The following is a 24108-nucleotide window of genomic DNA, read 5'->3' on the forward strand; positions in this document are numbered from 1 at the left end:
CGACTCCTCGGTTACAATCGCCGCATGCGAATCTTACTGAGCAACGACGACGGCTATCTGGCGCCGGGTCTCGCCGCGCTTCATGGCGCCCTGAAGCCGCTCGGCGACATCACCGTGATGGCACCCGAGCAAAATTGCAGCGGCGCATCAAATTCTCTCACGCTGGCGCGTCCGCTGTCGGTGCTGCGCTCGTCTAACGGTTTTTACTACGTGAACGGAACGCCGACCGATTCGGTGCACATCGCGCTCACCGGCATGCTCGACGACAAGCCCGACCTGGTGGTCTCGGGCATCAACAACGGCCAGAACGTCGGTGAAGACACGCTCTATTCGGGAACGGTGGCGGCAGCGACAGAAGGCGTGATGTTCGGTGTGCCGGCGATTGCGTTCTCGCTAGTCGACAAAGGCTGGGCACACCTCGAAGATGCCGCGCGTGTCGCGTTCGATATCGTCCGGCATTTCCTGTCGAATCCGCTTCCCGGCCATCCGCTGCTGAACGTGAACATTCCCAATCTGCCCTACGACGAGATGCGCGGATGGGAGGTGACCCGGCTCGGCAAGCGTCACCCGTCGCAGCCGGTGATTCGGCAAACCAATCCCCGAGGCGAGCCGATTTATTGGATCGGTCCGTCCGGCGAGGCGCTCGATGCGAGCGAGGGCACGGACTTTTACGCGCTTGCCAATGGACGCGTATCCATTACGCCGCTGCAACTCGATCTCACGCATACTCAGATGCTCGCCGCCACGCGCGAATGGTCGCTTGCGGGGCGCGGGGCCTCATGACGAGCGAGCGCGCCAGGCGTTTTCCGCTCGGGCTCGCCGATCTCGAGCGCAAACCGCGCTCGCGTGCCGCCGGCAACGCGCCGCTGCGTTCGACGGAGCCCGGCGCGCGGCGCACCGACACGCAGCCGTCGCAAGGTGTCGACAAAATGGGCGCGCCCAATGTGCCCATTTCGGGCGCGCATGCGCTGACTTCGGAACGGGTGCGCGAGCGCATGGTCGAACGCCTTCGAACGAACGGAATCCGCGATGCGCGCGTGCTCAATGCGATGGCGGCGGTTCCGCGCCACCTGTTCGTGGATCCGGGGCTGGCGCCTCAGGCTTACGAAGATGCGGCGCTGCCGATCGGTCATCAGCAGACGATTTCGAAACCATCGGTGGTGGCTCGCATGCTCGAGCTCGCGGCGGCCGGGCGAACGCTCGATCGGGTGCTCGAGATCGGAACGGGGTGCGGTTACCAGGCAACGGTGCTGAGCCAGATTGCGCGCGACGTCTATTCGATCGAACGGGTAAAGCCGCTCTATGAGCGCGCCAAGCAGAATCTACGGCCGCTGCGGGTGCCGAACATCCGCCTGCATTATGGCGACGGCCGACTCGGCTTGCCGGCGGCCGCGCCTTTCGATGCGATCGTGATCGCCGCGGCCGGCTTCGACGTGCCACAGGCGCTCGCCGAGCAACTTGCGGTCGGTGGACGGCTCGTCGCACCTGTCGCGGCGCTGGGTGGGCACTCGCAGGTACTCACGCTCGTGGAGCGGCTCGGGCCCAGCCAATGGCGGGAGTCGCAGCTTGATAGCGTTTTCTTTGTCCCCTTAAAATCCGGAGTGATTTGACACCGATGTTTACGTTGAGCGCGATGCGAACAATCAACAGAAACGGCGGGCTGGTTGCCGCCCAACGCGTCATGTGTGCGGTGGCCCTCGCGTCGCTGGCAGCCTGCGCGACACGGATGGATCAGGCACCGGTCGTCGACCGTTCCGGCACGCTCGCTACTCAATCGTCGGCGCAGGCAGCGCAACCGGCCGTGCCGCTCGGACCGCCACCGCCCGGCTACTACCGCGTGAAGCCTGGCGACACGCTTTATCGTATCGCGCTGGAAAACGGCCAAAACTACCGCGACATAGCGGCCTGGAACAACCTCACGAATCCGAACCAGATCGAAGTCGATCAACTGCTCCGTGTCGTGCCGCCGGGCGCCAATGCCGCAGCCGTCACGCCGGGCGTCGCGACGGCACCGATCACGGGCGGGGCGGTTCAGGCCGCACCGCTTTCGAGCAATCCGGCGTCGCCGCCCAACCCGACCACGCCGAGCGGAGGCAATGGCGCAAGTGCCGGCGGTGCGATGCCGCCGATGGTCGGAGGCGCCTCGGCGGCCACGACGATCCCCCCGCAGCCGGCCGCGCCGAGTTCTTCGAGCGTTCCCGCACCCGCCGCCGGTGCGATCAGTTTCGCGTGGCCCGTGAAGGGACCCGTCATCGCGCCGTTCAACGACTCGACCAACAAGGGCATCAATATCAGCGGTGCCGCGGGCGATCCGGTGAAGGCCGCTGCCGATGGTCGCGTGGTATATGCAGGAAATGGGCTGCGCGGATACGGCAATCTCATTATCATCAAGCACGACGCAACGTATTTGACCGCATATGCACACAACCGCGCTTTGATGGTAAAAGAGGGGGACTCGGTGACCAGAGGCCAGAAGATCGCCGAGATGGGCTCGACCGATGCACCTCGAGTCATGCTTCACTTCGAAGTCCGCCAGCAAGGCAAACCTGTTGACCCGATGAAATACTTGCCGCCGCAATAAGCGATACGACCATGCCGAAATCGAAGCGCCGCAAGCAACAAGCCGAGACGGAAACGCTTACCCGTATCGCGGAGGAAGTAGCACCGGAGACGGGCGCTTCGACGAGCGAGCCGGATGACGACGCCCCTGAAGCCGACGCGGAATTCGAGGCGCAGGGAGCGGCAGGCGAGGGCGAGGCAGACGATGCCGAGCCCGAAGCGCGGGAGGGGGCGGCCGCCCCCGATCCCGATGATTTCCGTGCGTTGCTACAGGCCGAGTTGACGGCCGATACCATTCAGCATTACCTGAATCGCATCAGCGTCAAGCCGCTTCTCACTGTGGAGGAGGAGCAGCGCTACTCGAGGCTCGCGAAGGCGGGGGAGTTCGAAGCGCGCCAGGTCATGATCGAGCGCAATTTACGGCTCGTCGTCAGCATTGCCAAGGGCTATCTGAACCGCGGCGTCCCGCTGCTCGATCTGATCGAAGAAGGCAATCTGGGCTTGATGCATGCAATCGAGAAGTTCGATCCCACGCGCGGGTTCCGTTTCTCCACCTACGCGACGTGGTGGATCAGGCAAAGCATCGAGCGCGCGATCATGAATCAAGCGCGCACCGTGCGCTTACCGGTGCACGTGATCCGCGAATTGAATCAGGTGCTGCGCGCGAAGCGCCATCTGGAAAAAAATTCAATGAATTCGGGCGACGCGAGCGAGCGGCGCGACGCGAGCATCGACGATATCGCCTATCTGACCGGAAAGACGACCGACGAAGTCACTGACATTCTGGCATTGAACGAGCACACGGCATCCCTCGATGCTCCGCTCGACCTCGACCCAGCGAGCAGCTTGCTCGATCTGCTCTCGGACGAACAGAGCCAGTCTCCCGACGCGGAAGTTCAGCATCGCGAACTGGAAACGCTGACCCGCGCCTGGCTTTCTCGTCTGTCCGACAAGCACCGGCACGTCATCGAGCGCCGTTTCGGACTCAACCATATCGAACCCGCCACGCTCGAAGAACTGGCCGACGAAATGGGACTCACGCGGGAACGCGTCCGACAGATCCAGCAAGAGGCGCTTGTCAGGCTCAAACGCTTTTTCGCTTCCAACGGCGTGCGCAAGGACGCCGTGCTCTAGATAAGACTCAGACCTGGATGACACCGATTCTCGTTTTCGACATCGAGACCATTCCCGATGTCGCCGGCATTCGCCGGCTCGATGGCCTTCCCGAGTCGATGAGCGACGCCGAGGTGGCGGAGCACGCCTTCGCAGCCCGCCGCGAAAAAACCGGCACCGATTTCCTGCCGCACTACCTGCAGCGTATCGCGGCGATCTCTTGCGTGTTCCGCGACCGCGGCGGTTTTCGGGTGCGCTCGCTGGGTACGCCCGAGGACGGCGAAGCCGCGTTGGTTCAGTCCTTCTATCGCGTCATCGAAAAGTACACGCCGCAACTCGTTTCATGGAACGGCGGAGGCTTCGATCTACCGGTCCTGCACTATCGCGCACTCGTGCACGGCGTTTCGGCTCCGCGCTACTGGGATCTGGGAGAAGACGATCGCGAGTTCAAATGGAATAACTACATCAGCCGCTATCACGCACGTCACACCGATTTGATGGATGTGCTCGCGATGTATCAGGCCCGCGCGAATGCACCGCTCGACGCGCTCGCCAAGCTGTGCGGATTCCCGGGCAAGCTCGGGATGGACGGTGCTCAGGTCTGGACGGCCTTCCGTGACGGGCGTATCGAGGAGATCCGCCAATATTGCGAGACGGATGTGGTCAACACCTACCTGCTCTATTGCCGCTTTCAATTGATGCGCGGCGCGTTTTCGGCTGACGAGTACGCCGACGAGATCGCATTTGTGAAGAACGCGCTGGCGCAGGAACCGGGCGCGCAGTGGCCCGAGTACCTGGCCGCATTCGAAAGTATCTAGTCCGCCGTTGGGCCAAACGTAGCCCGGCGTCTAGCGCAGCTCGAGAACGATCGGCTGATGATCCGAAGCCTGCGTAGCGCCATCGATCTCGCATCGCACGAGGCGATCGCACAGATCGGCGGTCACGAATACGAAGTCGCAGGGAATTGCGCCCGAGGACCATTGCGCTTTGTCATAGACACCGGCCGTGGGCGGCGGCGTACGGCTGGGATGAAGAAACGTCCATGCATCGACGAAGCCCGGTCCGTCATCGATCGGTTCGATGAAGCGCCGATATGCAGGCGATCCGAATTCGCTGTTGAAGTCGCCGCAGACGATCGCGCTGACCGGCCGGCCTGAGGGAGCGAACGGACCGGTGGCATTTTCGGCCGGTGCCGGATGGCGCGCATGGTCCGCCGCTTCGCGCTGCAGGCGTCGCAGTTCGTCGACTTGGGCGAGCCGTTGACTGAGGGAATAGAATTCGAGATGCGTGACGATCACGCGCAACGGGCCGCCCGGTGCTTGCAATACGGCCTCGAGCGCGACGCGCTGCATCGACGGTCCGCTCGCATCGGCCGGCCACGGCAAGCTGTGGCGAATGACCTTTTCGACGGGTAAGCGGGTGGCCAGCGCGTTCCCGAATTGGCGACGGGGAAGGCCCGCGGCGGTGGGCGGCAGGTCTGCGCCGATCGCATCGAGCACGGTAAAACCGGGAAGCGCGGCCGCGAGTTCGGCGAATTGATCGTCCGAAGGGCCGCCGGGTAAGGCGTGAAAGCCGCGCGTGACCTCCTGGAGGGCCAGGATGTCGAAATTCGCAAGCTTGCGGGCTTCATCGACGGTGCGCGCGAGATCGACCACGCCGTGTGCGTCGCGTCCCCATTGAATGTTCCAGCTGAGTAACCGCATCATGGACTCCTTCGGTGTGCCGTTCGCCCCCGTCGTTCGTCTACAATCTCGCCTTTCATTCGATTTCCGCCAGGAAAAAGCCGGTGTCTGAATCTTCCCGCCCCATCGTATCGCGCATCAAGTCTGCCAGACCGGATACCGTTTCTGCTCCCGCCCCAATGATCGAGATCGACTCGCTCGACATGGATGCGCGAGGCGTCGGACGCCTCGTCGATGAGAACGGCGAGCCCGGGAAAGTTGTTTTTGTCGAAGGGGCCTTGCCTGGCGAGCGTGTCACGTACTCGAGCTATCGGAGAAAGCCGAGCTACGAGCAGGCTCAGGTCGTCGAGGTTCTGCGCGAAAGCGTGATGCGTACCGCGCCGCGCTGCGCGTTTTTCGGCACCTGCGGTGGCTGCTCGATGCAGCACCTCGACGCCCGCGCGCAGGTGGCCGTGAAGCAACGCGTGCTCGAGGACAATCTATGGCATCTGGCGAAGCTGCGCCCCGAAACGGTGTTCCGGCCGATCCACGGGCCGACGTGGGGCTACCGCTACCGGGCGCGCCTCACGGTGCGCCATGTCGTGAAAAAGGGCGGGGTGCTAGTCGGTTTCCATGAAAGAAAAAGCAGCTATGTCGCCGATATGACGAGCTGCGAAGTGCTGCCCCCGCACGTCTCGGCGCTGCTCGTGCCGTTGCGCCGGCTCGTCGAAAGCCTTTCGATTCGCGACCGGTTGCCGCAGATCGAAGTGGCCGTCGGCTCGAGCGTGACCGCACTCGTGCTACGCGTGCTCGAACCGATGAATGCCGAGGATGAAGCGCAAGTGCGGCAGTTCGCGGATCGGCACGGCGTTCAGTTCTGGGTGCAGCCGAAAGGTCCGGACACCGCTGTGCCGTTTTACCCGCTCGACGTCGTGCTCGATTACACGCTCCCCGAGTTCGGAATCCGCATGCCGTTCAAGCCGACGGACTTCACTCAGGTCAATCATGCGATCAATCGCGTGCTCGTCGGGCGTGCGGTACGTTTGCTGTCGCCGTCACCGAGCGATCGCGTGCTCGATCTCTTTTGCGGACTCGGCAATTTCACCCTGCCGCTGGCACGGCGTGCACGCGACGTAGTGGGCATCGAGGGCAGCGAAACGCTGACAGCCCGAGCGCTCGAGAACGCGCGCTCGAACGGCGTCGACGCCCATACGTCATTCGCTTGCCGTAACCTCTTCGAGATCACTGCCGATGACCTGCGCGCGCTCGGGCCATTCGACAAATTCCTCGTCGATCCGCCGCGCGAGGGCGCGCTGGCCGTTTCGAAGGGGCTCGCCGAGATTGCGCAAAGCGGACAAGGACCGCTGCCAAGCCGGATCGTCTACGTCTCCTGCAACCCGGCGACGCTCGCCCGCGATGCGGGGCTTCTCGTGCATGAAGTCGGATATCGGCTCAAGGGCGCCGGCGTCGTCAACATGTTTCCGCATACCTCCCACGTCGAATCGATCGCGCTCTTCGAGCGAGACTGACCCCGAGTCGACCAGGCGAAAAAAAACCGGCCCGAGGGCCGGTTTTTTGTGGCTGGCAGCGCTCGATCAGTTCCGGTTACCGCCGAAAATCCCGAGCAGCGAGAGCAGGTTGACGAACACGTTGTACAGATCCAGGTAGATCGCCAGCGTGGCGGTGATGTAGTTCGTCTCGCCGCCGTTCACGACGCGCTGCACATCGAACAGCATGTAGGCAGAAAAGATCGCGATCGCAAGCACCGAAACCGTCAGCATCAGCGCGGGCAGGTGCAGGAACATGTTCGCGACCATTGCCAGCAACAAGACGATCACGCCCATGAAGAGCCACTTGCCCAGCCCGGAGAAATCGCGCTTGCTGACCGTGGCGATCGTTGCCATGGCTGTAAAGATGACGCCGGTACCGCCGAAGGCCAGCATGATCAGCGAAGGGCCGTTCGAGAAGCCGAGGATGAAGCTCAGCAGCCGCGAGAGCATGAGGCCCATGAAGAACGTGAATCCGAGCAGCACGACAACGCCCACACCGCTGTTTTTCGTGCGCTCGATCGCGAACATGAAGCCGAACGCGATCGCGAAAAACGCGAGCAGGCTCATGGCGGGGCTCGTCGCGGCAAAGAGCGAGAAGCCCGACACGACGCCGACCCAAGCCCCGAGCACCGTCGGCACCATCGACAGCGCGAGCAGCCAATAAGTGTTCCGTAGCACGCGGTTGCGGGTTTCCGCCGTGGCGATGGCGCCGCCGCGGCCGAAGTTGTACGGATAGTCGTTCATGCTTTCTCCTTGCGTAAGACGCAGTGACGTTGGGCAGGCTTGAACACGCGACAGGGCGTTTTTCCAGGCCATCCCGACACTAAGATAGGTACGGACGCCGCGAGTTTCAACGGCCGCGCATGCGCCCGGCATCCTATTCATTCGAACCTTTCACCCCCGTAAGGGTTCAATCGCAATCATACACCGGAACATGCTACAATTGCAGATTCGTTAGAAATCGTAACCCCTTAATTTTTTGGAGTTTTTATGGCGATCGAGCGTACCCTGTCGATTATCAAGCCTGACGCAGTGGCAAAGAACGTGATCGGGCAGATCTACAGCCGCTTTGAGAATGCGGGCCTCAAGATCGTGGCGGCCCGGATGGCGCAGCTTTCGCGCGCCGATGCTGAGAAATTCTACGCCGTGCACGCCGCGCGTCCGTTCTTCAAGGATCTCGTGGAATTCATGATTTCGGGCCCGGTCATGGTGCAAGTGCTCGAAGGCGAGGACGCGATTCTGAAGAACCGCGATCTGATGGGCGCAACGGATCCGAAGAAGGCCGACAAGGGAACGATTCGCGCGGACTTCGCCGACAGCATCGACGCCAATGCGGTGCACGGCTCGGATGCGGCGGAAACCGCTCGCGTCGAAATCGCCTTCTTCTTCCCCGAGATCAACGTTTATTCGCGCTGACGAGCGCGCTCGGGCGCACTGCCCGATAGGGCGCGAACGGCACGGGTCGGCCTCGCACGCGATGCGGGCGCTGGCACGACCGGTGCTGACGCAATGAAACAGCAGGATTCGATATGACGAGCAGTTCATCCGTCAACCTTCTCGATCTCGACGCCGAGGGTCTCGTCGCCTATTGCGACAGCCTGGGCGAGAAGGCGTTTCGCGCCAAGCAGTTGCAGCGTTGGATCCATCAATACAACGCCGCCGACTTCGACGGCATGACCGACCTCGCCAAGTCGCTGCGCGAAAAGCTCAAGGGCCGCGCGACGATCACGATGCCGGCCGTCGTCAGCGATCACGTCTCGGCCGACGGCACGCGCAAATGGCTCGTCGACGTCGGCAACGGGAACGCGGTAGAGACCGTTTTCATTCCTGAGGAAACGCGCGGTACGCTGTGCGTGTCGTCACAGGCGGGATGCGCCGTCAACTGCCGTTTCTGTTCCACCGGGAAACAGGGTTTTTCGCGCAATCTGACGACAGGCGAGATCATCGGGCAGTTGCGCATGGCCGAATTCGCGTTGCGCGCGGCCTCGGGCGGCGCCGAAACGGGCAAAGGCGAGCGCGTCATCACCAATGTCGTCATGATGGGGATGGGCGAGCCGCTGCTCAATTACGATGCGCTCGTGCCGGCGCTGCGGTTAATGCTCGACGACAACGCCTACGGGTTGTCGCGCCGGCGCGTCACGGTCTCCACTTCGGGTGTCGTGCCTATGATGGACCGGCTGGGCGCCGATTTGCCGGTGGCGCTCGCGGTATCGTTGCACGCGCCGAACGATGCACTGCGCGACGAACTCGTGCCGCTGAACAAGAAATACCCGCTTGCCGAGTTGATGGCCGCGTGCCGGCGCTATCTGACCGTGGCGCCGCGCGATTTCATCACGTTCGAGTACTGCATGCTCGACAGCGTCAACGACAGTGAGACCCACGCAAGGGAACTTCTCGAGCTGACTGCCGACGTGCCGTGCAAGTTCAACCTCATTCCGTTCAATCCGTTTCCGGAGTCGGGGCTCGTACGCTCGAAAGCCGAGCGCATCAAACGGTTCGCTCAGATTCTCATCGATGCCGGGGTCGTCACGACCGTGCGCAAGACGCGCGGAGACGACATCGATGCCGCCTGCGGTCAGCTCGCGGGGGCGATCAAGGATCGCACACGCGTAGCCGAGCGGATGGGGCGGTCAAGCCGCGTCATCGAGTTGCGGCGAGCCCAGTGAACGCCCATATCGGGCGAATGCGAGCGGAGGGGCGCGCGGCGTAGCGCGACGCGTCACGAAGTGTCGAAAAGCGGCAGGAAGTACCAAGAAGCACCAAGAAGCACGGAAGCGATACGTGGTGCAGCGCATTTTGTTATAAACGGTCTGCGAATCCGGCGGACGAAAAGTCGAACCGGGGCGCACAGGTGAAAAAGAATCGACGCGAGGATCAGGGATGAGTGAGCCGCAGCATCCGCATACAGAGGGCACTCAGACGGGCGAGGGACAATCGGGGCCGGTTTCGACCGGGCATCGTGCCGCGCCACAATCGGGGCACGCGGCAATCGCGGCCTCGTTCGGCTCGCTTACAGCGGCGGGGGCATGCCTCGCGCAGCTGCGCGAGGCGAAGGGATGGTCGATCGACGATGTGTCGGCACGGCTGAAGGTACCGCCGGCCAAGATGCGGGCGCTCGAGTCGGGCGACGTCAGCCATTTGCCGGGCACGACGTTCGCGCTCGGGGTCGTGCGCAGCTACGCGAAGATGCTGGGCGTCGACGCGGCGCCGTTCGTGCAGGCGTTGCGCCGCGAGAAAGGCGAGCCCGAGCCCGACCTTTCGATGCCGGCATCGACGGGCACCGATTTGCCGCGCGGGCGCGTCTCGGTTTCGTTGGGCGGCACGCCGAGGCACCGCTCGTGGTGGTGGGGTGTTGCCGCTGTCGTCGTTGGGCTCGTTGCGCTCGTCATGTGGCATAGCGGCGGTCAACCGCCGGCCTGGCTCGCGCGCCTGAAAGCGAGCGCGAACGGAGCGGCGGCCAATTCGAGCGGTCCGTCGACGACGACCGCGCAAGGACAGACGATCGCATCGGGTACCGCGGCCGCCGCGGATACGGGGTTCGCGCCGGCCAGCGCGCCGGCCGCGGTCGCCGGCGCTGCAAGCGAAGGACAGGCGCTCACGCCCACTCCGCTTGCGTCGCTTTCCGCCGCCACTCCGCCTTCGGCGCAGCAGCAGGCCCTGCCGCCGGCAGAGGCGCCAGCTTCGGCTGCCACGGTGACACCGGCGCCGGCCGCGCAATCGCCGGCGCTCGCCGCGGCGAGCGCGGCAACGCCGGCCGAGGCGTCGGCGGTTCCGGCCGGCGCCACGACGCTTTCGTTCGCCGTGACGCAGGACAGCTGGTTCAGCGTACGGGACAAGGCAGGCAAGGAAGTGTTCTCGGGTATTGTGCACGCTGGCGATACCAAACAAGTGACGGGCCAAGCGCCTTTGAAGGTGATCGCGGGCAATCGGGCGGGCCTTCAGTCCGTCACCGTTGACGGCAAGCCCGTCGAGGCCGCGAAGTACGGTCCGACTAAAGGCAATGTCGCGCGCTTCACGCTGCCGTGAATATGAGCGTGGGCGCCGGCGCCGCCGTGGCGCCTCTCACATGGGTGAACCGCCGCTCATGAGCGCGCGGAGCACGTAGCGTAATCAGCAACAATGGGTCTTTCGATGCAATCCGACAGCAGCAGCCAGATTTGTTCGTCCGAGCCGATTTTCGGTGGTCCCGCTCCGCGTCGCGTCTCGCATGCCGTGGACGTCCGCTGGGGCGGTCAGCTGGTGACGATCGGCGGGGATGCTCCCGTGCGCATTCAATCGATGACGAACACCGATACGGCCGACGCAATCGGCACGGCAATTCAGGTGAAAGAGCTGGCGCAGGCCGGCTCCGAGCTCGTCCGTATCACCGTGAATACACCGGAAGCCGCGCAGGCGGTACCGGCGATTCGCGAGCAGCTCGATCGCATGGGTGTGTTCGTGCCGCTCGTCGGCGATTTCCATTACAACGGCCATTTGTTGCTGCGTGACTATCCGGGCTGCGCCGAGGCGCTGTCGAAATATCGGATCAACCCCGGCAACGTGGGGCAGGGCGCGAAGCGCGACACGCAGTTCGCGCAGATGATCGAGGCCGCGATCCGCTACGACAAGCCGGTGCGCATCGGCGTCAACTGGGGCAGCCTCGACCAGGATCTGCTCGCGCGCATGATGGATGAAAACGCAGCGCGCAGCGCACCCTGGGATGCGCAAAGCGTCATGTACGAGGCGCTGATCCAATCGGCCATCGGCTCCGCGGAGCGCGCCGTGGAACTAGGGCTCGCGCGCGGGAAAATCATTCTGTCGTGCAAAGTGAGCGGCGTGCAGGATCTGATCGCCGTCTATCGCGAGCTTGCGCGCCGCTGCCGCTTCGCGCTGCATCTCGGGCTGACGGAGGCCGGGATGGGTTCGAAAGGCATCGTCGCTTCGACAGCCGCGCTGGGCGTGCTACTACAGCAAGGCATCGGCGATACGATCCGCATCTCGCTCACGCCCGAGCCCGGCGCGTCGCGTACCGGCGAAGTCATCGTGGGACAGGAGATTCTGCAGACCATGGGACTGCGGTCGTTCACGCCGATGGTCATCGCGTGCCCGGGCTGCGGACGTACGACGAGTACGCTTTTTCAGGAGCTGGCCGCGCAGATCCAGTCCTATCTGCGCGCGCAGATGCCCGTTTGGCGCGAGCAGTATCCCGGCGTCGAGAAGATGCATGTCGCCGTGATGGGATGCATCGTCAACGGTCCCGGCGAATCGAAGCAGGCGAATATCGGCATCAGTTTGCCGGGCTCGGGCGAAAACCCCGCCGCGCCTGTCTTCATCGACGGCGAAAAGGTCAAGACGCTGCGCGGAGAGCGCATCGCCGAGGAATTCCAGCAGATCGTGAGCGACTATGTCGAGCGCCGGTATGGCCGCGCTGCCGTCGCGAACTGAGCATCAATCGTCAACACAATCCAGAATGACTGAACCGAAAAAGAAGCTCGAGAAACTGACCGGCGTGAAAGGCATGAACGACATCCTGCCGCAGGATGCCGCGCTCTGGGAGTTTTTCGAGTCGACCGTGAAGTCGATGCTGCGTGCGTACGGCTATCAGAACATCCGTACGCCGATCGTCGAGCACACGCAGCTGTTCACACGCGGTATCGGCGAGGTGACCGATATCGTCGAGAAGGAGATGTACAGCTTCGTCGATGCGCTGAACGGCGAAAACCTGACGCTGCGCCCGGAAAACACCGCGGCCGTCGTACGCGCCTGCATCGAGCACAATCTGCTTTACGACGGCCCGAAGCGGCTTTGGTACGTCGGTCCGATGTTCCGTCACGAGCGGCCTCAGCGTGGGCGATACCGGCAGTTTCATCAGGTCGGCGTGGAAGCGCTGGGCTTTGCGGGCCCCGACACCGATGCCGAGATCATCCTCATGTGCCAGCGCTTGTGGGACGACCTCGGCTTGACCGGTATCCGACTGGAAATCAACTCGCTCGGTCTGGCCGAAGAGCGTGCCGCGCATCGCGTCGAACTCATCCGGTATCTCGAACAGCATATCGATGCGCTCGACGAGGACGCGAAACGCCGCCTCTACACGAACCCGCTGCGCGTGCTCGATACGAAGAATCCCGCGCTGCAGGAAATCGCGCAAAATGCACCGAAGCTCATCGACTTCCTCGGCGAGGAGTCGCGTGCGCATTTCGAAGGACTGCAGCGGCTCTTGAGAGCCAACAACCTTCCGTTCTCGATCAATCCGCGGCTGGTACGCGGGCTCGACTATTACAACCTGACCGTCTTCGAGTGGGTCACCGACAAGCTCGGCGCGCAAGGCACCGTGGCCGCCGGCGGCCGCTACGATCCGCTCATCGAGCAATTGGGCGGCAAGCCGACCGCCGCGTGCGGCTGGGCGATGGGCGTAGAGCGCATTCTCGAGCTGCTGAAGGAGGACGGGCTCGTGCCGCAGGAAGAAGGTTGCGATGTCTACGTCGTTCATCAGGGCGATGCCGCGCGCGAGCAGGCGTTCGTGATCGCGGAGCGGTTGCGCGATACAGGCCTCGACGTCGTCTTGCACTGCAGCGCCGACGGCGCATCGGCGAGTTTCAAATCGCAGATGAAACGCGCCGATGCGAGCGGGGCCGCGTTCGCCGTCATCCTCGGCGAAGACGAAGTCGCGAGCGGGACGGTGGCGATCAAGCCGTTGCGCGAAACGGGTGCCGCGGGCGAGAAAAGCGAACAACGCAGTGTTCCGGTCGAAAACTTGACCGAATTTCTAATCAATGCGATGGTTGCAACCGCCGAAGACGGCGAGGATTGATGCACGCCCCGTGCGGCGCATGACGGCGACCCGACAATCACAAGACGCAGGAAAGAAGGAATCGCTTGGCGATGAGTTATCACGACGAACAAGAATCGATAGAGAGCTTCAAGGCCTGGTGGGCGCAGTGGGGTAACGCGGCGACCTGGATCGTCCTCGTTGCGCTCCTCGCCGCTGCCGCCTGGAACGGTTGGAATTTCTGGCAACGCCGCGAGGCGGCTCAAGCGGCCGTGCTATATGAGCAAGTGCAGCAGGCGGTTTCGTCGAAGAATAAGGCGAACCTGGTGCGGGATGCCGCCGACATGGAATCGCGGTACGGCGGCACCGCGTATGCCCAAATGACGGCGCTCGCCGCTGCCAAGGCGTTGTACGAGGCCGGCGATATCGCGGCGGCCAAAACCCAGCTGCAATGGGCGATCGACCACGCGAAGGACGACGAATACAAGGAAATCGCGAAGCTGCGGCTCGCGGGCGTCCTGCTCGACGAAAAGTCGTACGATGCGGGGCTTGCGTTACTGGCCGGCGCGCCACCCGAGGGGTTCAAGGGCGTCGTGGCCGACCGTCGCGGCGATCTGCTGGCCGCTGGCGGCAAACGCGCCGATGCGCGTGCCGCCTATCAAGTCGCACTCGATTCACTGGCGAAGAGCGACACGTCCGCGCGTCAGCTGATTCAATTCAAGCTCGACGCGCTGGGCAGCTGAGCCGGCTTAGCGATGGCGCGCCGGTTCGCCGTCGGGCGGTTGCCGCACAGGCAGCGCCGCTCGCCTCGATTGATCAACCCTAGACGATGCTTCGCCCTCCAATGAATTTGCTGAAACGTTTAGCCGTGCCCGTTGCTTGTGCGATGACCGTCCTCGCGATGACAGCCTGCTCGTCTTCCAAGGACGAGCGTCGCGTGCCAACACCGCTCACGGAGTTCAAGCCCGCCCTCACGGTCGAGCGCGTCTGGCGCGCGAGCGTCGGCAAGGCCGGGCGCTACCTGTTTTCTCCGATCGCGGTCGGCGATGCGGTCTATGCGGCCGGCGCGGGCGGCACCGTGGCGAAGATCGACGCGAAGACGGGCAAGGAAATCTGGCACACCAAGCTTCATACCGATCTGACGGCCGGCGTCGGCAGCGACGGCACCTTGACGGCCGTCGGCGCGGTGCGCGGCGGCGTCTATGTGCTCGATGCGAACGGCAAGCAGCTCTGGAAATCCGACGTACCGGGCGAGGTCATCTCCCCGCCGCTCGTGGGCAACGGGCTCGTGCTCGTGCGCACGATCGACGGACAGATCAATGCGTTCAACGCGCAAACCGGCGAGCTCAAGTGGGTCTATCACAATCGGGCGGTGCCGCTCAATCTGCGCGTGTCGGCCGGAATGACCTTCGCGGGCGACGTGGCGGTACTGGCTGGTTTCCCGGGCGGCGGGCTGGCCGCGATCGACTTGAAGACGGGCGACGATTACTGGCAGGCGCCTGTGTCGTACCCGAAGGGCGTCACCGAAGTCGAGCGGATCAACGACGTGACGGGCGCGCCGGTTCTCGTCGGCGCCGAAGCTTGCGCCGCTACGTTTCAGGGGCGCATCGGCTGCTTCGATGCGAATTCGGGGCGGCCGATTTGGGAACAGCCGTTCTCGAGCACGACGGGGGTGGCGCAAGACGGCACCACGGTGATCTCGAGCGACGATTGGTCGGTCGCGGAAGCATTCAGCGCCAGCGACGGCCATGTGCTCTGGCGTAACGACAAGCTCAAGAATCGCGATCTGAGCGCACCCCTGTTGCTAGGGCCGTCGGCCGTCTTTGGCGATTACAAGGGCTTTGTCCATTTCCTCTCGCGCGACGACGGCTCGTTCGTGGCGCGCGTACCGACCGACGGCAGTCGTATCAGCGCGCCGCTCGTGGTAGCGGGCGATACGCTGGTCGTTCAGACGAAGGACGGCAATTTGTTCGGTTTCCGCCCGCGCTGAACGCAAAAGCGGGCGGCGCCTGGTTAGCCGCCATGGGCCGCTCCGCGCCGGCCTTTGCGTATCGATGAGGCCGCGGCCGGTGTCGTACGGCGGCGGCCCGTCGGTCACGCCCCGCATGGGCGTCATGACGCGATCGTGATAACGTGCGGCAAGACGACAGGCCTTTTACGGCGCGCGCCGCGCGAAGCCGCGCTGTCCGGGCGCCGGCGCTTCAGGCAACGCGCGCGCCATCCGGTGCCGATCACGGCACCGGCGCTTTACTTTGATGACATCTCATGAAACCCGTTATTGCCCTCGTTGGGCGCCCCAATGTGGGGAAATCCACGCTGTTCAATCGGCTCACTCGCTCGCGGGATGCTCTCGTCGCCGACTTGCCGGGTCTCACGCGCGATCGCCATTACGGTGAAGGGCGCGCGGGCGACAGGCCTTATCTCGTCGTCGACACCGGTGGCTTCGAGCCCGTGGCGAAAGACGGCATCCTTCACGAGATGGCTCGCCAGACGCGGCAGGCGGTCGAGGAATCCGACGTCGTGGTTTTCATCGTCGACGGCCGCAATGGCTTGGCGCCGCAAGATAAGTCGATCGCTGAATACCTGCGCAAGACGGGGCGGCCGATCATGCTCGTCGTCAACAAGGCGGAAGGCATGAAGTACACGGCCGTCGCATCGGATTTCTATGAGCTCGGGCTCGGAGACCCCCGGGCGATTTCGGCCGCGCACGGCGACGGCGTCACCGAAATGATCAATGACGCGCTCGAGATCGCCTATTCGGGCCATCCTGACGAAGCCGAGGCGGACCAGGCTCCGCACGGCGTCAAGATCGCCATCGTCGGGCGCCCGAACGTGGGCAAGTCCACTCTGGTCAATGCGCTGATCGGGGAGGATCGCGTCATCGCGTTCGACATGCCCGGCACGACGCGCGATTCGATCTACGTGGATTTCGAACGGCAGGGCCGCCGCTATACGCTCATCGACACGGCCGGGTTACGCCGTCGGGGCAAGGTGTTCGAGGCCGTCGAGAAGTTCTCGGTCGTCAAGACACTGCAATCGATTGCCGATGCAAACGTCGTCATTCTGCTGCTCGATGCGCGGCAGGATATTTCCGATCAGGACGCGCATATTGCGGGATTCGTCGTCGAGCAGGGGCGCGCGCTCGTCGTCGGGGTCAACAAATGGGACGGACTCGACGAACACGTGCGCGAGCGCACGAAGGCCGATCTGAAGCGCAAGCTGAAATTCCTGGAATTCGCCAAATTCCATTTCGTTTCCGCCACGGAGAAGTCCGGCATTGGCGCGTTGATGCGCTCAGTCGACGCGGCGTATGCCGCGGCCATGGCGAAACTGCCGACGCCGAAGCTCACGCGTGCGCTCATCGAAGCGGTCGAGTTCCAGCAGCCGCGGCGTCGGGGGCCAGTGCGCCCGAAACTGCGTTACGCGCACCAGGGGGGGCAGAATCCCCCGATCATCGTGATTCACGGTAATGCGCTCGATGCGGTGACGGATACCTATAAACGGTACCTCGAGAACCGCTTCAGAGAAACTTTCTCGCTGACCGGAACTCCATTGCGCATCGAGTTTCGCTCATCGGCGAATCCCTACGCGGACAAGAGCTGACCGGCTCCGACGGAGGATCGGCCGGACGGCCGGGCACCGCGTGCGCCAACGAAAATCGGCTATAGTGTAGCGATTGACGCCGGATCTCTTTTTCTTCGGCGTCGATGTGGATCCAACCTGCAAAAAAACGACGGAGTTTGCTATGAGCAACAAAGGGCAATTGTTACAAGACCCGTTTTTGAACGCACTGCGCAAAGAGCACGTGCCTGTCTCGATTTATCTGGTCAACGGCATCAAGCTGCAAGGGAACATCGAATCGTTCGACCAGTACGTCGTGTTGCTCCGGAATACCGTTACTCAGATGGTTTACAAGCACGCTATTTCGACGGTCGTTCCCGCCCGTCCGGTCAATTTCCATCCGGACGCCGAGACGTCCTGAACCCATCATTGCGGACGGCACGGCGGCGGTTGCACCGCGCCGCCGTGCCGGCCTCTTCAATTTGACGTCCACCAATTTGATCAACGCAGCGCTCGTCGGCATCGATTTCGGCAAGATCGACTTCGAAGCCAGTCTCGAAGAACTCAGCCTGCTCGCGCAAAGCGCGGGCGCCCATCCCGCCGTGATGTTGACGGGGCGCAGGTCGAGCCCCGATGCCGCGCTGTTCGTCGGCAGTGGCAAGGCCGAGGAGTTGCGCCTCGCCTGCGAGGCGAACGACATCGAAATCGTCATCTTCAACCATGCGCTCGCACCGGCACAGCAACGCAATCTGGAGCGGGCGCTTAATCGGCGCGTGATCGACCGGACAAGCCTGATTCTCGACATCTTCGCCCAGCGCGCCCGCAGCCACGAGGGCAAGCTGCAAGTGGAGCTTGCTCAGCTGCAGTACATTGCAACGCGGCTCGTGCGCGCCTGGACTCACCTCGAGCGGCAAAAAGGCGGTATCGGCCTGCGCGGGCCCGGCGAAACGCAGCTCGAGACGGACCGGCGGCTCATCGGCGACCGTATCAAGATGCTCAAGACGCGCCTCGCGAAGCTGCAGCGCCAGCACGGCACGCAGCGCCGCCAGCGCCAGCGCAACCGCACGCTGTCGGTCTCGCTCGTGGGCTACACGAACGCAGGCAAGTCGACGCTCTTCAATGCATTGACGAAGGCGCAAGCCTATGCGGCCGATCAACTGTTCGCCACGCTCGATACGACATCGCGGCGCGTGTTCCTCGGCGACGAGGCCGGCCAGGTCGTGGTGTCCGATACGGTCGGGTTCATTCGCGAGTTGCCGCACCAGCTCGTGGCTGCGTTTCGCGCGACGCTGGAGGAGACGATCCATGCTGATGTGCTGCTGCATGTCGTCGACGCATCGAGCGCCGTGCGGCTCGATCAGATCGATCAAGTGAACGAAGTCTTGCGCGAGATTGGCGCGGATACCGTGCGGCAAGTCCTCGTCTTCAACAAGATCGATGCGGTGCCGGAACTCGCGGCTCGCAAGGAGGCGGTCGAGCGCGACGAGTATGGTAATATTTCGCGCGTCTTTTTGAGCGCGCGCACCGGGCAAGGACTCGATTCGCTGCGCGCAGCCATCGCCGAGATCGCCACCTCAGAACATCTCCCAGACACCGGGCGGGCGCTGCCGGAACCCCAGGCAGCGGCGGACGAGCACAAAGATTTCGACGTACCGCGGCTGGACGGAATGGCGGTTGTGCGCCGTTCCGATCTGCATTGACCGGCTCTCCCAACTCGAGCGAACGAACACAGGTGAACGAATACAACGAGCGGAGTTTCTGGATGCGTGCGCGCGCCATTCTTTCCATCAGCGACCCTCGTTGGGGGCGCAGCGACGGCAACGGCGACCGGCAGCGTCCGAACGAGCCGAATCGCGGGCGCGGCAACGGCGAAGGTCCGCCCGATCTCGACGAGATGTGGCGCGAATTCAATCGGCGCCTTTCGCGGCTTTTCGGCGGCAAGGGCGGCGGCCCAGGGCCGGGCGAGCGCCGACCCGATAATGGGCGCGCAGCGCGCGTGGGTGTCGGCATCGTCATCGGCGTACTCGTGGCGATCTACATCGGCAGTGGCGTTTTCGTCGTACAAGATGGCCAGACCGGCGTCGTGCTCCAGTTCGGAAAATTGCGCAGGACGGTCGGGCCCGGTGTCCATCTGCGCTCGCCGTATCCGTTCGAGACGAGCGAAATCGTCAACGTATCGGAGATCCGCTCCATTGAAGTCGGCCGGCGCAACGCCGTGAACGACGGCAACCTGATGGATGCCTCGATGCTCACGAGAGATGGCGACATCCTCAACGTGCGCTTCAGCGTGCAATACCAGGTGAAATCGCCGACCGACTACCTCTTTCACGCGGTCGACCCCGATCGCAGCGTCACGCAGGCCGCTCAAGCGGCGGCGCGAGCGATTGTCGGCGCGAGCGGCACGCAGGCGCTGCTCGATCAAAATCGCGATCGACTGAGCCAGCAGTTGACCGCGGCGATTCAGCGCTCGCTCGACCTGTATCGCGCGGGGCTGACCGTTGCCGGTGTGACGATTCAGAGCATCGAGCCGCCGCAGCAGGTGCAAGCGGCGTTCGACGACGCGCTTCGGGCGAAAGACGATCGCGAGCGCATGAAGCGCGAAGCGCAGGCGTACGCGAACGAAGTTCTGCCGCGCGCGCAAGCCGATGCCGCTCGCTCGCTCGATGACGCCAAGGCCTATGCCGAGCGCGTGGTGACGCAGGCGCAAGGCGATGCGGATCGTTTCTCTCAGGTTTATGCCCAGTACGCCAAGGCGCCCGCCATCGTGCGCGAGCGAATGTATCTCGATACCATGCGTGACATCTATTCGAATACGACCAAGGTTTTCGTCGACACGAAAGCGGGTTCGAGCGTCGTCCAGTTGCAGCTCGACAAGCTGATCGAGGCGAAGGCACGTGGCGCGGGCGATGCTCAGGCGGCGCCGGGCGCGCCAGCACCCGCATCGTCTGCCGCGGCGCCCACACAGGGCGCTTCGGCGGCTGCCCCGGCCGTCGCCAGTCCCGCGAGCCGCGCGGCCGCCGCGAGCGACGCGATGCGTTCACGCGACGGGTTCCGAAGCCGCTCGCGCGAAGACGAGTTGCAGCAATGAGGGGCGCCCGATCATGAACCGTATCGTTGCGCTCGTCATCGTCGTCGTCTTGCTGCTGTTCGCGGGCGCATCCACGCTCGTGGTCGTCGATCAGCGGCATGTCGGCATCGTCTATTCGCGTGGCCAGGCGGACCCGACGGTCGTCGGCCCCGGCCTGCATTTCAAGCTGCCCACGCCCATTCAAGCGGCGGTGCGCATCGATATGCGCATCCAGACCGTCGATGCCGGCAATCCCGATCGCTACACGACGTCGGACAAAAGCGATCTGCTCGTCAGTCCGCTCCTGAAGTATCGCGTCGTCGAGCCGCTCAAGCTGTTTGCGACGACCGGGGGCGATCTGCAAAGCACACCCGAGCGTCTGAGCGCGCTCGCGCGTGAGGCGCTCGCCGATGCGCTCGGCAAGCGCACGCTGACCGATACGCTTTCGCATCAGACTCAGATTGCGTCGAGTGCCCGCGAGGCGATGGCAAACGGCGCCCGCTCGCTCGGTATCGATGTCGTCGATCTGCAACTCGTGCGCGTCGATTTCCCCGGCAACATGTCCGACACCGTCTACAAACGCATGGCGGCGGAGCGCGAACAGGCGGCAAGCGCCGCACGCGCGGACGGTGCCGCGCAGGCGGAGGCGATCAAGGCGGACGCCGACCGGCAGCGCCAGACCGTGCTGGCCGACGCATACAAACAGGCCCAGACGATCAAGGGTCAAGGCGATGCAAAAGCCGCGGAAATCGCGGCGGACGCGTTCAGCCGGGACCCGGGTTTCTATGAGTTTTATCAGAGCATGCAGGCCTACCGGGCGGTGTTCAAGCCGAACGACGTGATCGTCGTCGATCCGGACAGCCAGTTTTTCCGCTTCATGCGCAACTCCGGCGGCAATGCCGAAACGGCCACCCGCGCCGAGGCTGCGCCGAAAAAACACTGACAAGAGGGGACGCCGCGCTCATCGGTCCGCGGCTGAAAGCGTATGGACATGGCTGGCTCGTTACTGCTTGCGGTCGCGTTGATGCTCATTATCGAGGGCATGTTCCCGTTCGTATTCCCGACTGCATGGCGGGAGACGTTCCGTAAAATTGCGGCACGCCCGGCGCATCATATTCGCGTCGGCGGGCTCATCGTCATGGCGTTGGGTCTCGTGTTGCTTCTCGTGGCCACATGAGGCCGCGCGTTATCCATCAATGTCGTAGGACTCACCCGAATGTCGACCTGGCTGCTTCCCGAGAATATTGCCGATGTGCTGCCGTCGGAAGCGCGAAAGATCGAGGAGTTGCGCCGCGCGCTGCTCGATCGATTTCGCGCCTACGGCTATGAGCTGGTGATGCCGCCGCTGCTGGAATATCTCGAATCGCTTCTCACGAGCGGCGGCGCCGACCTCAATCTGCGCACGTTCAAGCTTGTCGACCAGTTATCGGGTCGCACGCTGGGACTCCGAGCCGATACGACACCCCAGGTGGCGCGCATCGATGCGCATCTGCTGAATCGGCAGGGCGTTACGCGGCTGTGTTACGCGGGCAGTGTGTTGCATACCCGGCCGCGCGGGCTGCACGCGACGCGCGAGCAGATCCAGGTAGGTGCCGAGATCTACGGTCACGCAGGACTGGAAGCCGATGTCGAAGTTCAGCAGCTGATGCTCGATGCCATGCGGCTGGCCGGGTTCGGCAAGGTCCGGCTGGACCTTTGCCATGCCGGCGTACTCGCCGCGTTGTTCGCGCGCGAGCCGGCCGCAGCGGCCATGGGCGAGACGCTTTACGAGGCGCTCGCAGGCAAGGACGTCGCCCGACTGGACGAACTCACGGAGGGACTCGACGCACCCATACGCGACGCGCTGCGGCTATTGCCTTCGCTCTATGGCGACGCATCGGTGCTGGACCAGGCGCGGCAGCGTTTGCCGCAATGGCCCGATATCGCACAGGCGCTCGATGACTTGACGTTCCTCGCGGCGCAAGTCGAGGGAGCCGAAGTGACGATCGATCTGGCCGATCTGCGTGGCTATGCCTATCACAGCGGTGTCATGTTTTCCGCTTATGTGGATGGCGTATCGAATGCCGTTGCACGGGGCGGGCGCTACGACCATGTCGGTCAGGCGTACGGGCGCGCGCGCGCGGCGACCGGTTTTTCGCTCGATCTGCGCGAGCTTGCCCGGATTTTGCCGGCCCAGGCGCGCAGCAGCGCGATCCTGGCACCGTGGCGGCATGACGACGCGTTGCGTGCCAGCGTCGCCGCGCTGCGCGATGCGGGCGAAATCGTCATTCAGGCGTTGCCGGGCCACGATCACGACCTCGACGAATTCGCCTGTGATCGCGTGCTGATCGAGCGCGACGGCGCGTGGGTAGTCGAGGTGCTGCGACCCTAAGCCGTGCGCACCGCGAGCGGTGCCGCATCGTCCAAGAATCCCATGCCGTTGACGCGAAACGAAAAAGTCGGAACGCCCGGCGAACATGGGTAGAATACGTTTTTAACCAGCTCAAGAATCAACATGTCTGCCAGTGCAGTGAACGCAGCCCAGGGACGCAACGTCGTCGTGGTCGGGACTCAATGGGGTGATGAAGGCAAAGGCAAGATCGTCGACTGGCTGACGGACCACGCGCAAGGCGTCGTGCGTTTCCAGGGCGGTCATAACGCCGGCCATACGCTCATCATCGGTGGCAAAAAAACCATCCTGCGTCTGATCCCGTCGGGCATCATGCGTGCGGACGTGGCCTGCTATATCGGCAATGGCGTCGTGCTCTCGCCGGAGGCGCTCTTCAAGGAAATCGAAGAGCTCGAAGCGGCCGGCCTCGATGTGCGGCGGCGCCTGTTCATCTCCGAAGCGGCCACACTGATCCTGCCGTACCACGTTGCCATCGACCAGGGGCGCGAGCTGCGCCGAGGCGCCGGCAAGATCGGCACGACGGGCCGCGGCATCGGCCCCGCGTATGAAGACAAGGTAGGCCGGCGCGCGTTGCGCGTTCAGGATCTGTTTGCCCCGGCCGCGTTCGCCGAACGTCTGCGGGACAACCTCGATTTTCATAATTTCGTGCTGACCCAGTATCTCGGTGCTCCGGCGGTCGATTTCCAGCAAACGCTCGACACGATGCTCGGCTACGCCGAACGTATCGGGCCCATGGTCACCGATGTATCGCGTCGCTTGTACGACGAAAACGCCGCGGGGCGCAACCTGCTGTTCGAGGGTGCGCAAGGCACGCTGCTCGACATCGATCACGGTACCTATCCGTTCGTGACATCGAGTAATTGCGTGGCCGGTGCCGCTGCCGCTGGCGCAGGCGTCGGACCGCAAAAGCTTCATTACATCCTCGGGATCACGAAAGCGTACTGCACCCGCGTGGGCGCGGGGCCGTTCCCGAGCGAACTCTATGATGCGGACAATCCGCAGCGGCAGGAGTCGGTCGGTGTGACGCTCGCGAACGTCGGCAAGGAATTTGGCTCGGTGACGGGGCGACCGCGTCGCACCGGCTGGCTGGACGCCGCCGCGCTGCGCCGCTCGATTCAGATCAACGGCGTCTCGGGGCTGTGCATGACGAAGCTCGATGTGCTCGACGGGCTTGACGAAGTGAAGTTGTGTGTCGGCTACAAGATCGACGGCAAGGATGTCGATTTGCTTCCGCGTGGTGCCGCCGAGGTGGCGCGCTGCGAGCCGGTCTACGAGACGTTCGGCGGCTGGAAGGAGAGCACGATCGGGATCACGCAGTGGAGCGAGCTGCCGGCGACTGCGCAGGCGTATCTGACGCGTGTTCAGGAAGTGGCGGGCGTGCCGATCGACATGGTCTCGACCGGACCGGACCGGGATGAAACGATCCTCCTGCGTCATCCGTTCAAGGTGTAACGGGCGGT

Annotated in this window: 23 protein-coding genes; 21 read left to right on the top strand and 2 right to left on the bottom strand. The window is 63.7% G+C overall.

Annotated elements, in window-relative coordinates; all coding sequences use genetic code 11:
* Positions 1-24 precede the first annotated feature (24 nt).
* From surE to GWC77_RS12465, 5 genes are read left to right on the top strand one after another with little or no spacing between them, the layout of a single operon-like run.
* On the top strand, positions 25-783 hold the full coding sequence (surE, locus tag GWC77_RS12445; RefSeq protein WP_173257207.1) for a 5'/3'-nucleotidase SurE: 759 nt from the start codon (positions 25-27) through the stop codon (positions 781-783).
* Positions 780-1610 (top strand): protein-L-isoaspartate(D-aspartate) O-methyltransferase, encoded by an 831-nt coding sequence (locus GWC77_RS12450; RefSeq protein ID WP_173257208.1) that lies wholly within the window; start codon positions 780-782, stop codon positions 1608-1610. The genes surE and GWC77_RS12450 overlap by 4 nt, the downstream gene beginning before the upstream one ends.
* A 5-nt stretch (positions 1611-1615) precedes the next feature.
* Positions 1616-2581 carry a peptidoglycan DD-metalloendopeptidase family protein gene (locus GWC77_RS12455; RefSeq protein ID WP_173257209.1) on the top strand — a complete coding sequence of 322 codons (966 nt, stop codon included), beginning with the start codon at positions 1616-1618 and terminating at the stop codon, positions 2579-2581.
* Between the two features lie 11 nt (positions 2582-2592).
* Positions 2593-3693 carry an RNA polymerase sigma factor RpoS gene (rpoS, locus tag GWC77_RS12460; RefSeq protein ID WP_173257210.1) on the top strand — a complete coding sequence of 367 codons (1101 nt, stop codon included), beginning with the start codon at positions 2593-2595 and terminating at the stop codon, positions 3691-3693.
* 17 nt (positions 3694-3710) lie between these two features.
* Complete coding sequence (locus GWC77_RS12465) at positions 3711-4490, top strand: 3'-5' exonuclease (protein WP_173257211.1); 780 nt, start codon at positions 3711-3713, stop codon at positions 4488-4490.
* Between the two features lie 30 nt (positions 4491-4520).
* Here the strand turns inward: GWC77_RS12465 and GWC77_RS12470 are convergent, their stop codons facing one another.
* On the bottom strand, positions 4521-5375 hold the full coding sequence (locus tag GWC77_RS12470; protein WP_173257280.1) for an endonuclease/exonuclease/phosphatase family protein: 855 nt from the start codon (positions 5373-5375) through the stop codon (positions 4521-4523).
* Between the two features lie 83 nt (positions 5376-5458).
* Here GWC77_RS12470 and rlmD point away from each other — a divergent pair, with 83 nt between their 5' ends.
* Positions 5459-6862 carry a 23S rRNA (uracil(1939)-C(5))-methyltransferase RlmD gene (gene rlmD / locus GWC77_RS12475; protein WP_173257212.1) on the top strand — a complete coding sequence of 468 codons (1404 nt, stop codon included), beginning with the start codon at positions 5459-5461 and terminating at the stop codon, positions 6860-6862.
* 66 nt (positions 6863-6928) lie between these two features.
* Here rlmD and GWC77_RS12480 read toward each other — a convergent pair whose 3' ends face one another.
* Positions 6929-7627, bottom strand: a complete 699-nt coding sequence (locus tag GWC77_RS12480; RefSeq protein WP_173257213.1) for a Bax inhibitor-1/YccA family protein — start codon at positions 7625-7627, stop codon at positions 6929-6931.
* 246 nt (positions 7628-7873) lie between these two features.
* Between GWC77_RS12480 and ndk the strand changes: the two genes are divergently transcribed.
* The 15 genes from ndk (at position 7874) to GWC77_RS12555 (ending at position 24100) form a co-directional block, all read left to right on the top strand.
* A complete protein-coding gene (ndk, locus tag GWC77_RS12485) occupies positions 7874-8299 on the top strand; it encodes a nucleoside-diphosphate kinase (RefSeq protein ID WP_173257214.1) in 426 nt (141 codons plus the stop codon).
* A gap of 113 nt (positions 8300-8412) precedes the next feature.
* Positions 8413-9549, top strand: a complete 1137-nt coding sequence (gene rlmN, locus GWC77_RS12490; protein WP_173257215.1) for a 23S rRNA (adenine(2503)-C(2))-methyltransferase RlmN — start codon at positions 8413-8415, stop codon at positions 9547-9549.
* Between the two features lie 214 nt (positions 9550-9763).
* Positions 9764-10909: a helix-turn-helix domain-containing protein gene (locus GWC77_RS12495; RefSeq protein WP_173257216.1), complete on the top strand. Its 1146-nt coding sequence runs from the start codon at positions 9764-9766 to the stop codon at positions 10907-10909.
* A 93-nt stretch (positions 10910-11002) separates the two neighbouring features.
* On the top strand, positions 11003-12307 hold the full coding sequence (gene ispG, locus GWC77_RS12500; RefSeq protein ID WP_173257217.1) for a flavodoxin-dependent (E)-4-hydroxy-3-methylbut-2-enyl-diphosphate synthase: 1305 nt from the start codon (positions 11003-11005) through the stop codon (positions 12305-12307).
* 25 nt (positions 12308-12332) lie between these two features.
* The gene (gene hisS / locus GWC77_RS12505) at positions 12333-13673 is read left to right on the top strand and encodes a histidine--tRNA ligase (protein ID WP_173257218.1); all 1341 of its coding nucleotides are present in this window, start codon (positions 12333-12335) and stop codon (positions 13671-13673) included.
* A 71-nt stretch (positions 13674-13744) separates the two neighbouring features.
* Positions 13745-14374, top strand: coding sequence for a tetratricopeptide repeat protein (locus tag GWC77_RS12510; protein WP_173257219.1), 630 nt, complete (start codon positions 13745-13747; stop codon positions 14372-14374).
* A gap of 101 nt (positions 14375-14475) precedes the next feature.
* Complete coding sequence (bamB, locus tag GWC77_RS12515; protein ID WP_173257220.1) at positions 14476-15621, top strand: outer membrane protein assembly factor BamB; 1146 nt, start codon at positions 14476-14478, stop codon at positions 15619-15621.
* 275 nt (positions 15622-15896) lie between these two features.
* A complete protein-coding gene (gene der, locus GWC77_RS12520; RefSeq protein ID WP_173257221.1) occupies positions 15897-17234 on the top strand; it encodes a ribosome biogenesis GTPase Der in 1338 nt (445 codons plus the stop codon).
* Positions 17235-17376: 142 nt separating this feature from the next.
* Positions 17377-17613, top strand: coding sequence for an RNA chaperone Hfq (gene hfq, locus GWC77_RS12525; protein ID WP_035930711.1), 237 nt, complete (start codon positions 17377-17379; stop codon positions 17611-17613).
* A gap of 76 nt (positions 17614-17689) precedes the next feature.
* Entirely contained in the window at positions 17690-18892 is a 1203-nt protein-coding gene (hflX, locus tag GWC77_RS12530) for a GTPase HflX (RefSeq protein WP_254366927.1), read from the top strand.
* 32 nt (positions 18893-18924) lie between these two features.
* Positions 18925-20280 (top strand): FtsH protease activity modulator HflK, encoded by a 1356-nt coding sequence (hflK, locus tag GWC77_RS12535; RefSeq protein ID WP_173257222.1) that lies wholly within the window; start codon positions 18925-18927, stop codon positions 20278-20280.
* A gap of 13 nt (positions 20281-20293) precedes the next feature.
* Positions 20294-21202, top strand: coding sequence for a protease modulator HflC (gene hflC / locus GWC77_RS12540; protein WP_173257223.1), 909 nt, complete (start codon positions 20294-20296; stop codon positions 21200-21202).
* Between the two features lie 42 nt (positions 21203-21244).
* On the top strand, positions 21245-21436 hold the full coding sequence (locus GWC77_RS12545; protein ID WP_173257224.1) for a DUF2065 domain-containing protein: 192 nt from the start codon (positions 21245-21247) through the stop codon (positions 21434-21436).
* A gap of 39 nt (positions 21437-21475) precedes the next feature.
* On the top strand, positions 21476-22630 hold the full coding sequence (locus GWC77_RS12550; protein WP_173257225.1) for an ATP phosphoribosyltransferase regulatory subunit: 1155 nt from the start codon (positions 21476-21478) through the stop codon (positions 22628-22630).
* Between the two features lie 123 nt (positions 22631-22753).
* Positions 22754-24100: an adenylosuccinate synthase gene (locus GWC77_RS12555; RefSeq protein ID WP_173257226.1), complete on the top strand. Its 1347-nt coding sequence runs from the start codon at positions 22754-22756 to the stop codon at positions 24098-24100.
* Positions 24101-24108 lie beyond the last annotated feature (8 nt).

Source organism: Paraburkholderia sp. NMBU_R16 (genome assembly GCF_013282575.1).
Taxonomy (GTDB): domain Bacteria; phylum Pseudomonadota; class Gammaproteobacteria; order Burkholderiales; family Burkholderiaceae; genus Trinickia.

Coding starts and splice junctions, on each gene's coding strand:
- surE (WP_173257207.1), top strand. CDS start 25: ATGCGAATCTTACTGAGCAACGACGACGGCTATCTGGCGCCGGGTCTC.
- GWC77_RS12450 (WP_173257208.1), top strand. CDS start 780: ATGACGAGCGAGCGCGCCAGGCGTTTTCCGCTCGGGCTCGCCGATCTC.
- GWC77_RS12455 (WP_173257209.1), top strand. CDS start 1,616: ATGTTTACGTTGAGCGCGATGCGAACAATCAACAGAAACGGCGGGCTG.
- rpoS (WP_173257210.1), top strand. CDS start 2,593: ATGCCGAAATCGAAGCGCCGCAAGCAACAAGCCGAGACGGAAACGCTT.
- GWC77_RS12465 (WP_173257211.1), top strand. CDS start 3,711: ATGACACCGATTCTCGTTTTCGACATCGAGACCATTCCCGATGTCGCC.
- GWC77_RS12470 (WP_173257280.1), bottom strand. CDS start 5,375: ATGCGGTTACTCAGCTGGAACATTCAATGGGGACGCGACGCACACGGC.
- GWC77_RS12480 (WP_173257213.1), bottom strand. CDS start 7,627: ATGAACGACTATCCGTACAACTTCGGCCGCGGCGGCGCCATCGCCACG.
- ndk (WP_173257214.1), top strand. CDS start 7,874: ATGGCGATCGAGCGTACCCTGTCGATTATCAAGCCTGACGCAGTGGCA.
- rlmN (WP_173257215.1), top strand. CDS start 8,413: ATGACGAGCAGTTCATCCGTCAACCTTCTCGATCTCGACGCCGAGGGT.
- GWC77_RS12495 (WP_173257216.1), top strand. CDS start 9,764: ATGAGTGAGCCGCAGCATCCGCATACAGAGGGCACTCAGACGGGCGAG.
- ispG (WP_173257217.1), top strand. CDS start 11,003: ATGGGTCTTTCGATGCAATCCGACAGCAGCAGCCAGATTTGTTCGTCC.
- hisS (WP_173257218.1), top strand. CDS start 12,333: ATGACTGAACCGAAAAAGAAGCTCGAGAAACTGACCGGCGTGAAAGGC.
- GWC77_RS12510 (WP_173257219.1), top strand. CDS start 13,745: ATGAGTTATCACGACGAACAAGAATCGATAGAGAGCTTCAAGGCCTGG.
- bamB (WP_173257220.1), top strand. CDS start 14,476: ATGAATTTGCTGAAACGTTTAGCCGTGCCCGTTGCTTGTGCGATGACC.
- der (WP_173257221.1), top strand. CDS start 15,897: ATGAAACCCGTTATTGCCCTCGTTGGGCGCCCCAATGTGGGGAAATCC.
- hfq (WP_035930711.1), top strand. CDS start 17,377: ATGAGCAACAAAGGGCAATTGTTACAAGACCCGTTTTTGAACGCACTG.
- hflC (WP_173257223.1), top strand. CDS start 20,294: ATGAACCGTATCGTTGCGCTCGTCATCGTCGTCGTCTTGCTGCTGTTC.
- GWC77_RS12545 (WP_173257224.1), top strand. CDS start 21,245: ATGGACATGGCTGGCTCGTTACTGCTTGCGGTCGCGTTGATGCTCATT.
- GWC77_RS12550 (WP_173257225.1), top strand. CDS start 21,476: ATGTCGACCTGGCTGCTTCCCGAGAATATTGCCGATGTGCTGCCGTCG.
- GWC77_RS12555 (WP_173257226.1), top strand. CDS start 22,754: ATGTCTGCCAGTGCAGTGAACGCAGCCCAGGGACGCAACGTCGTCGTG.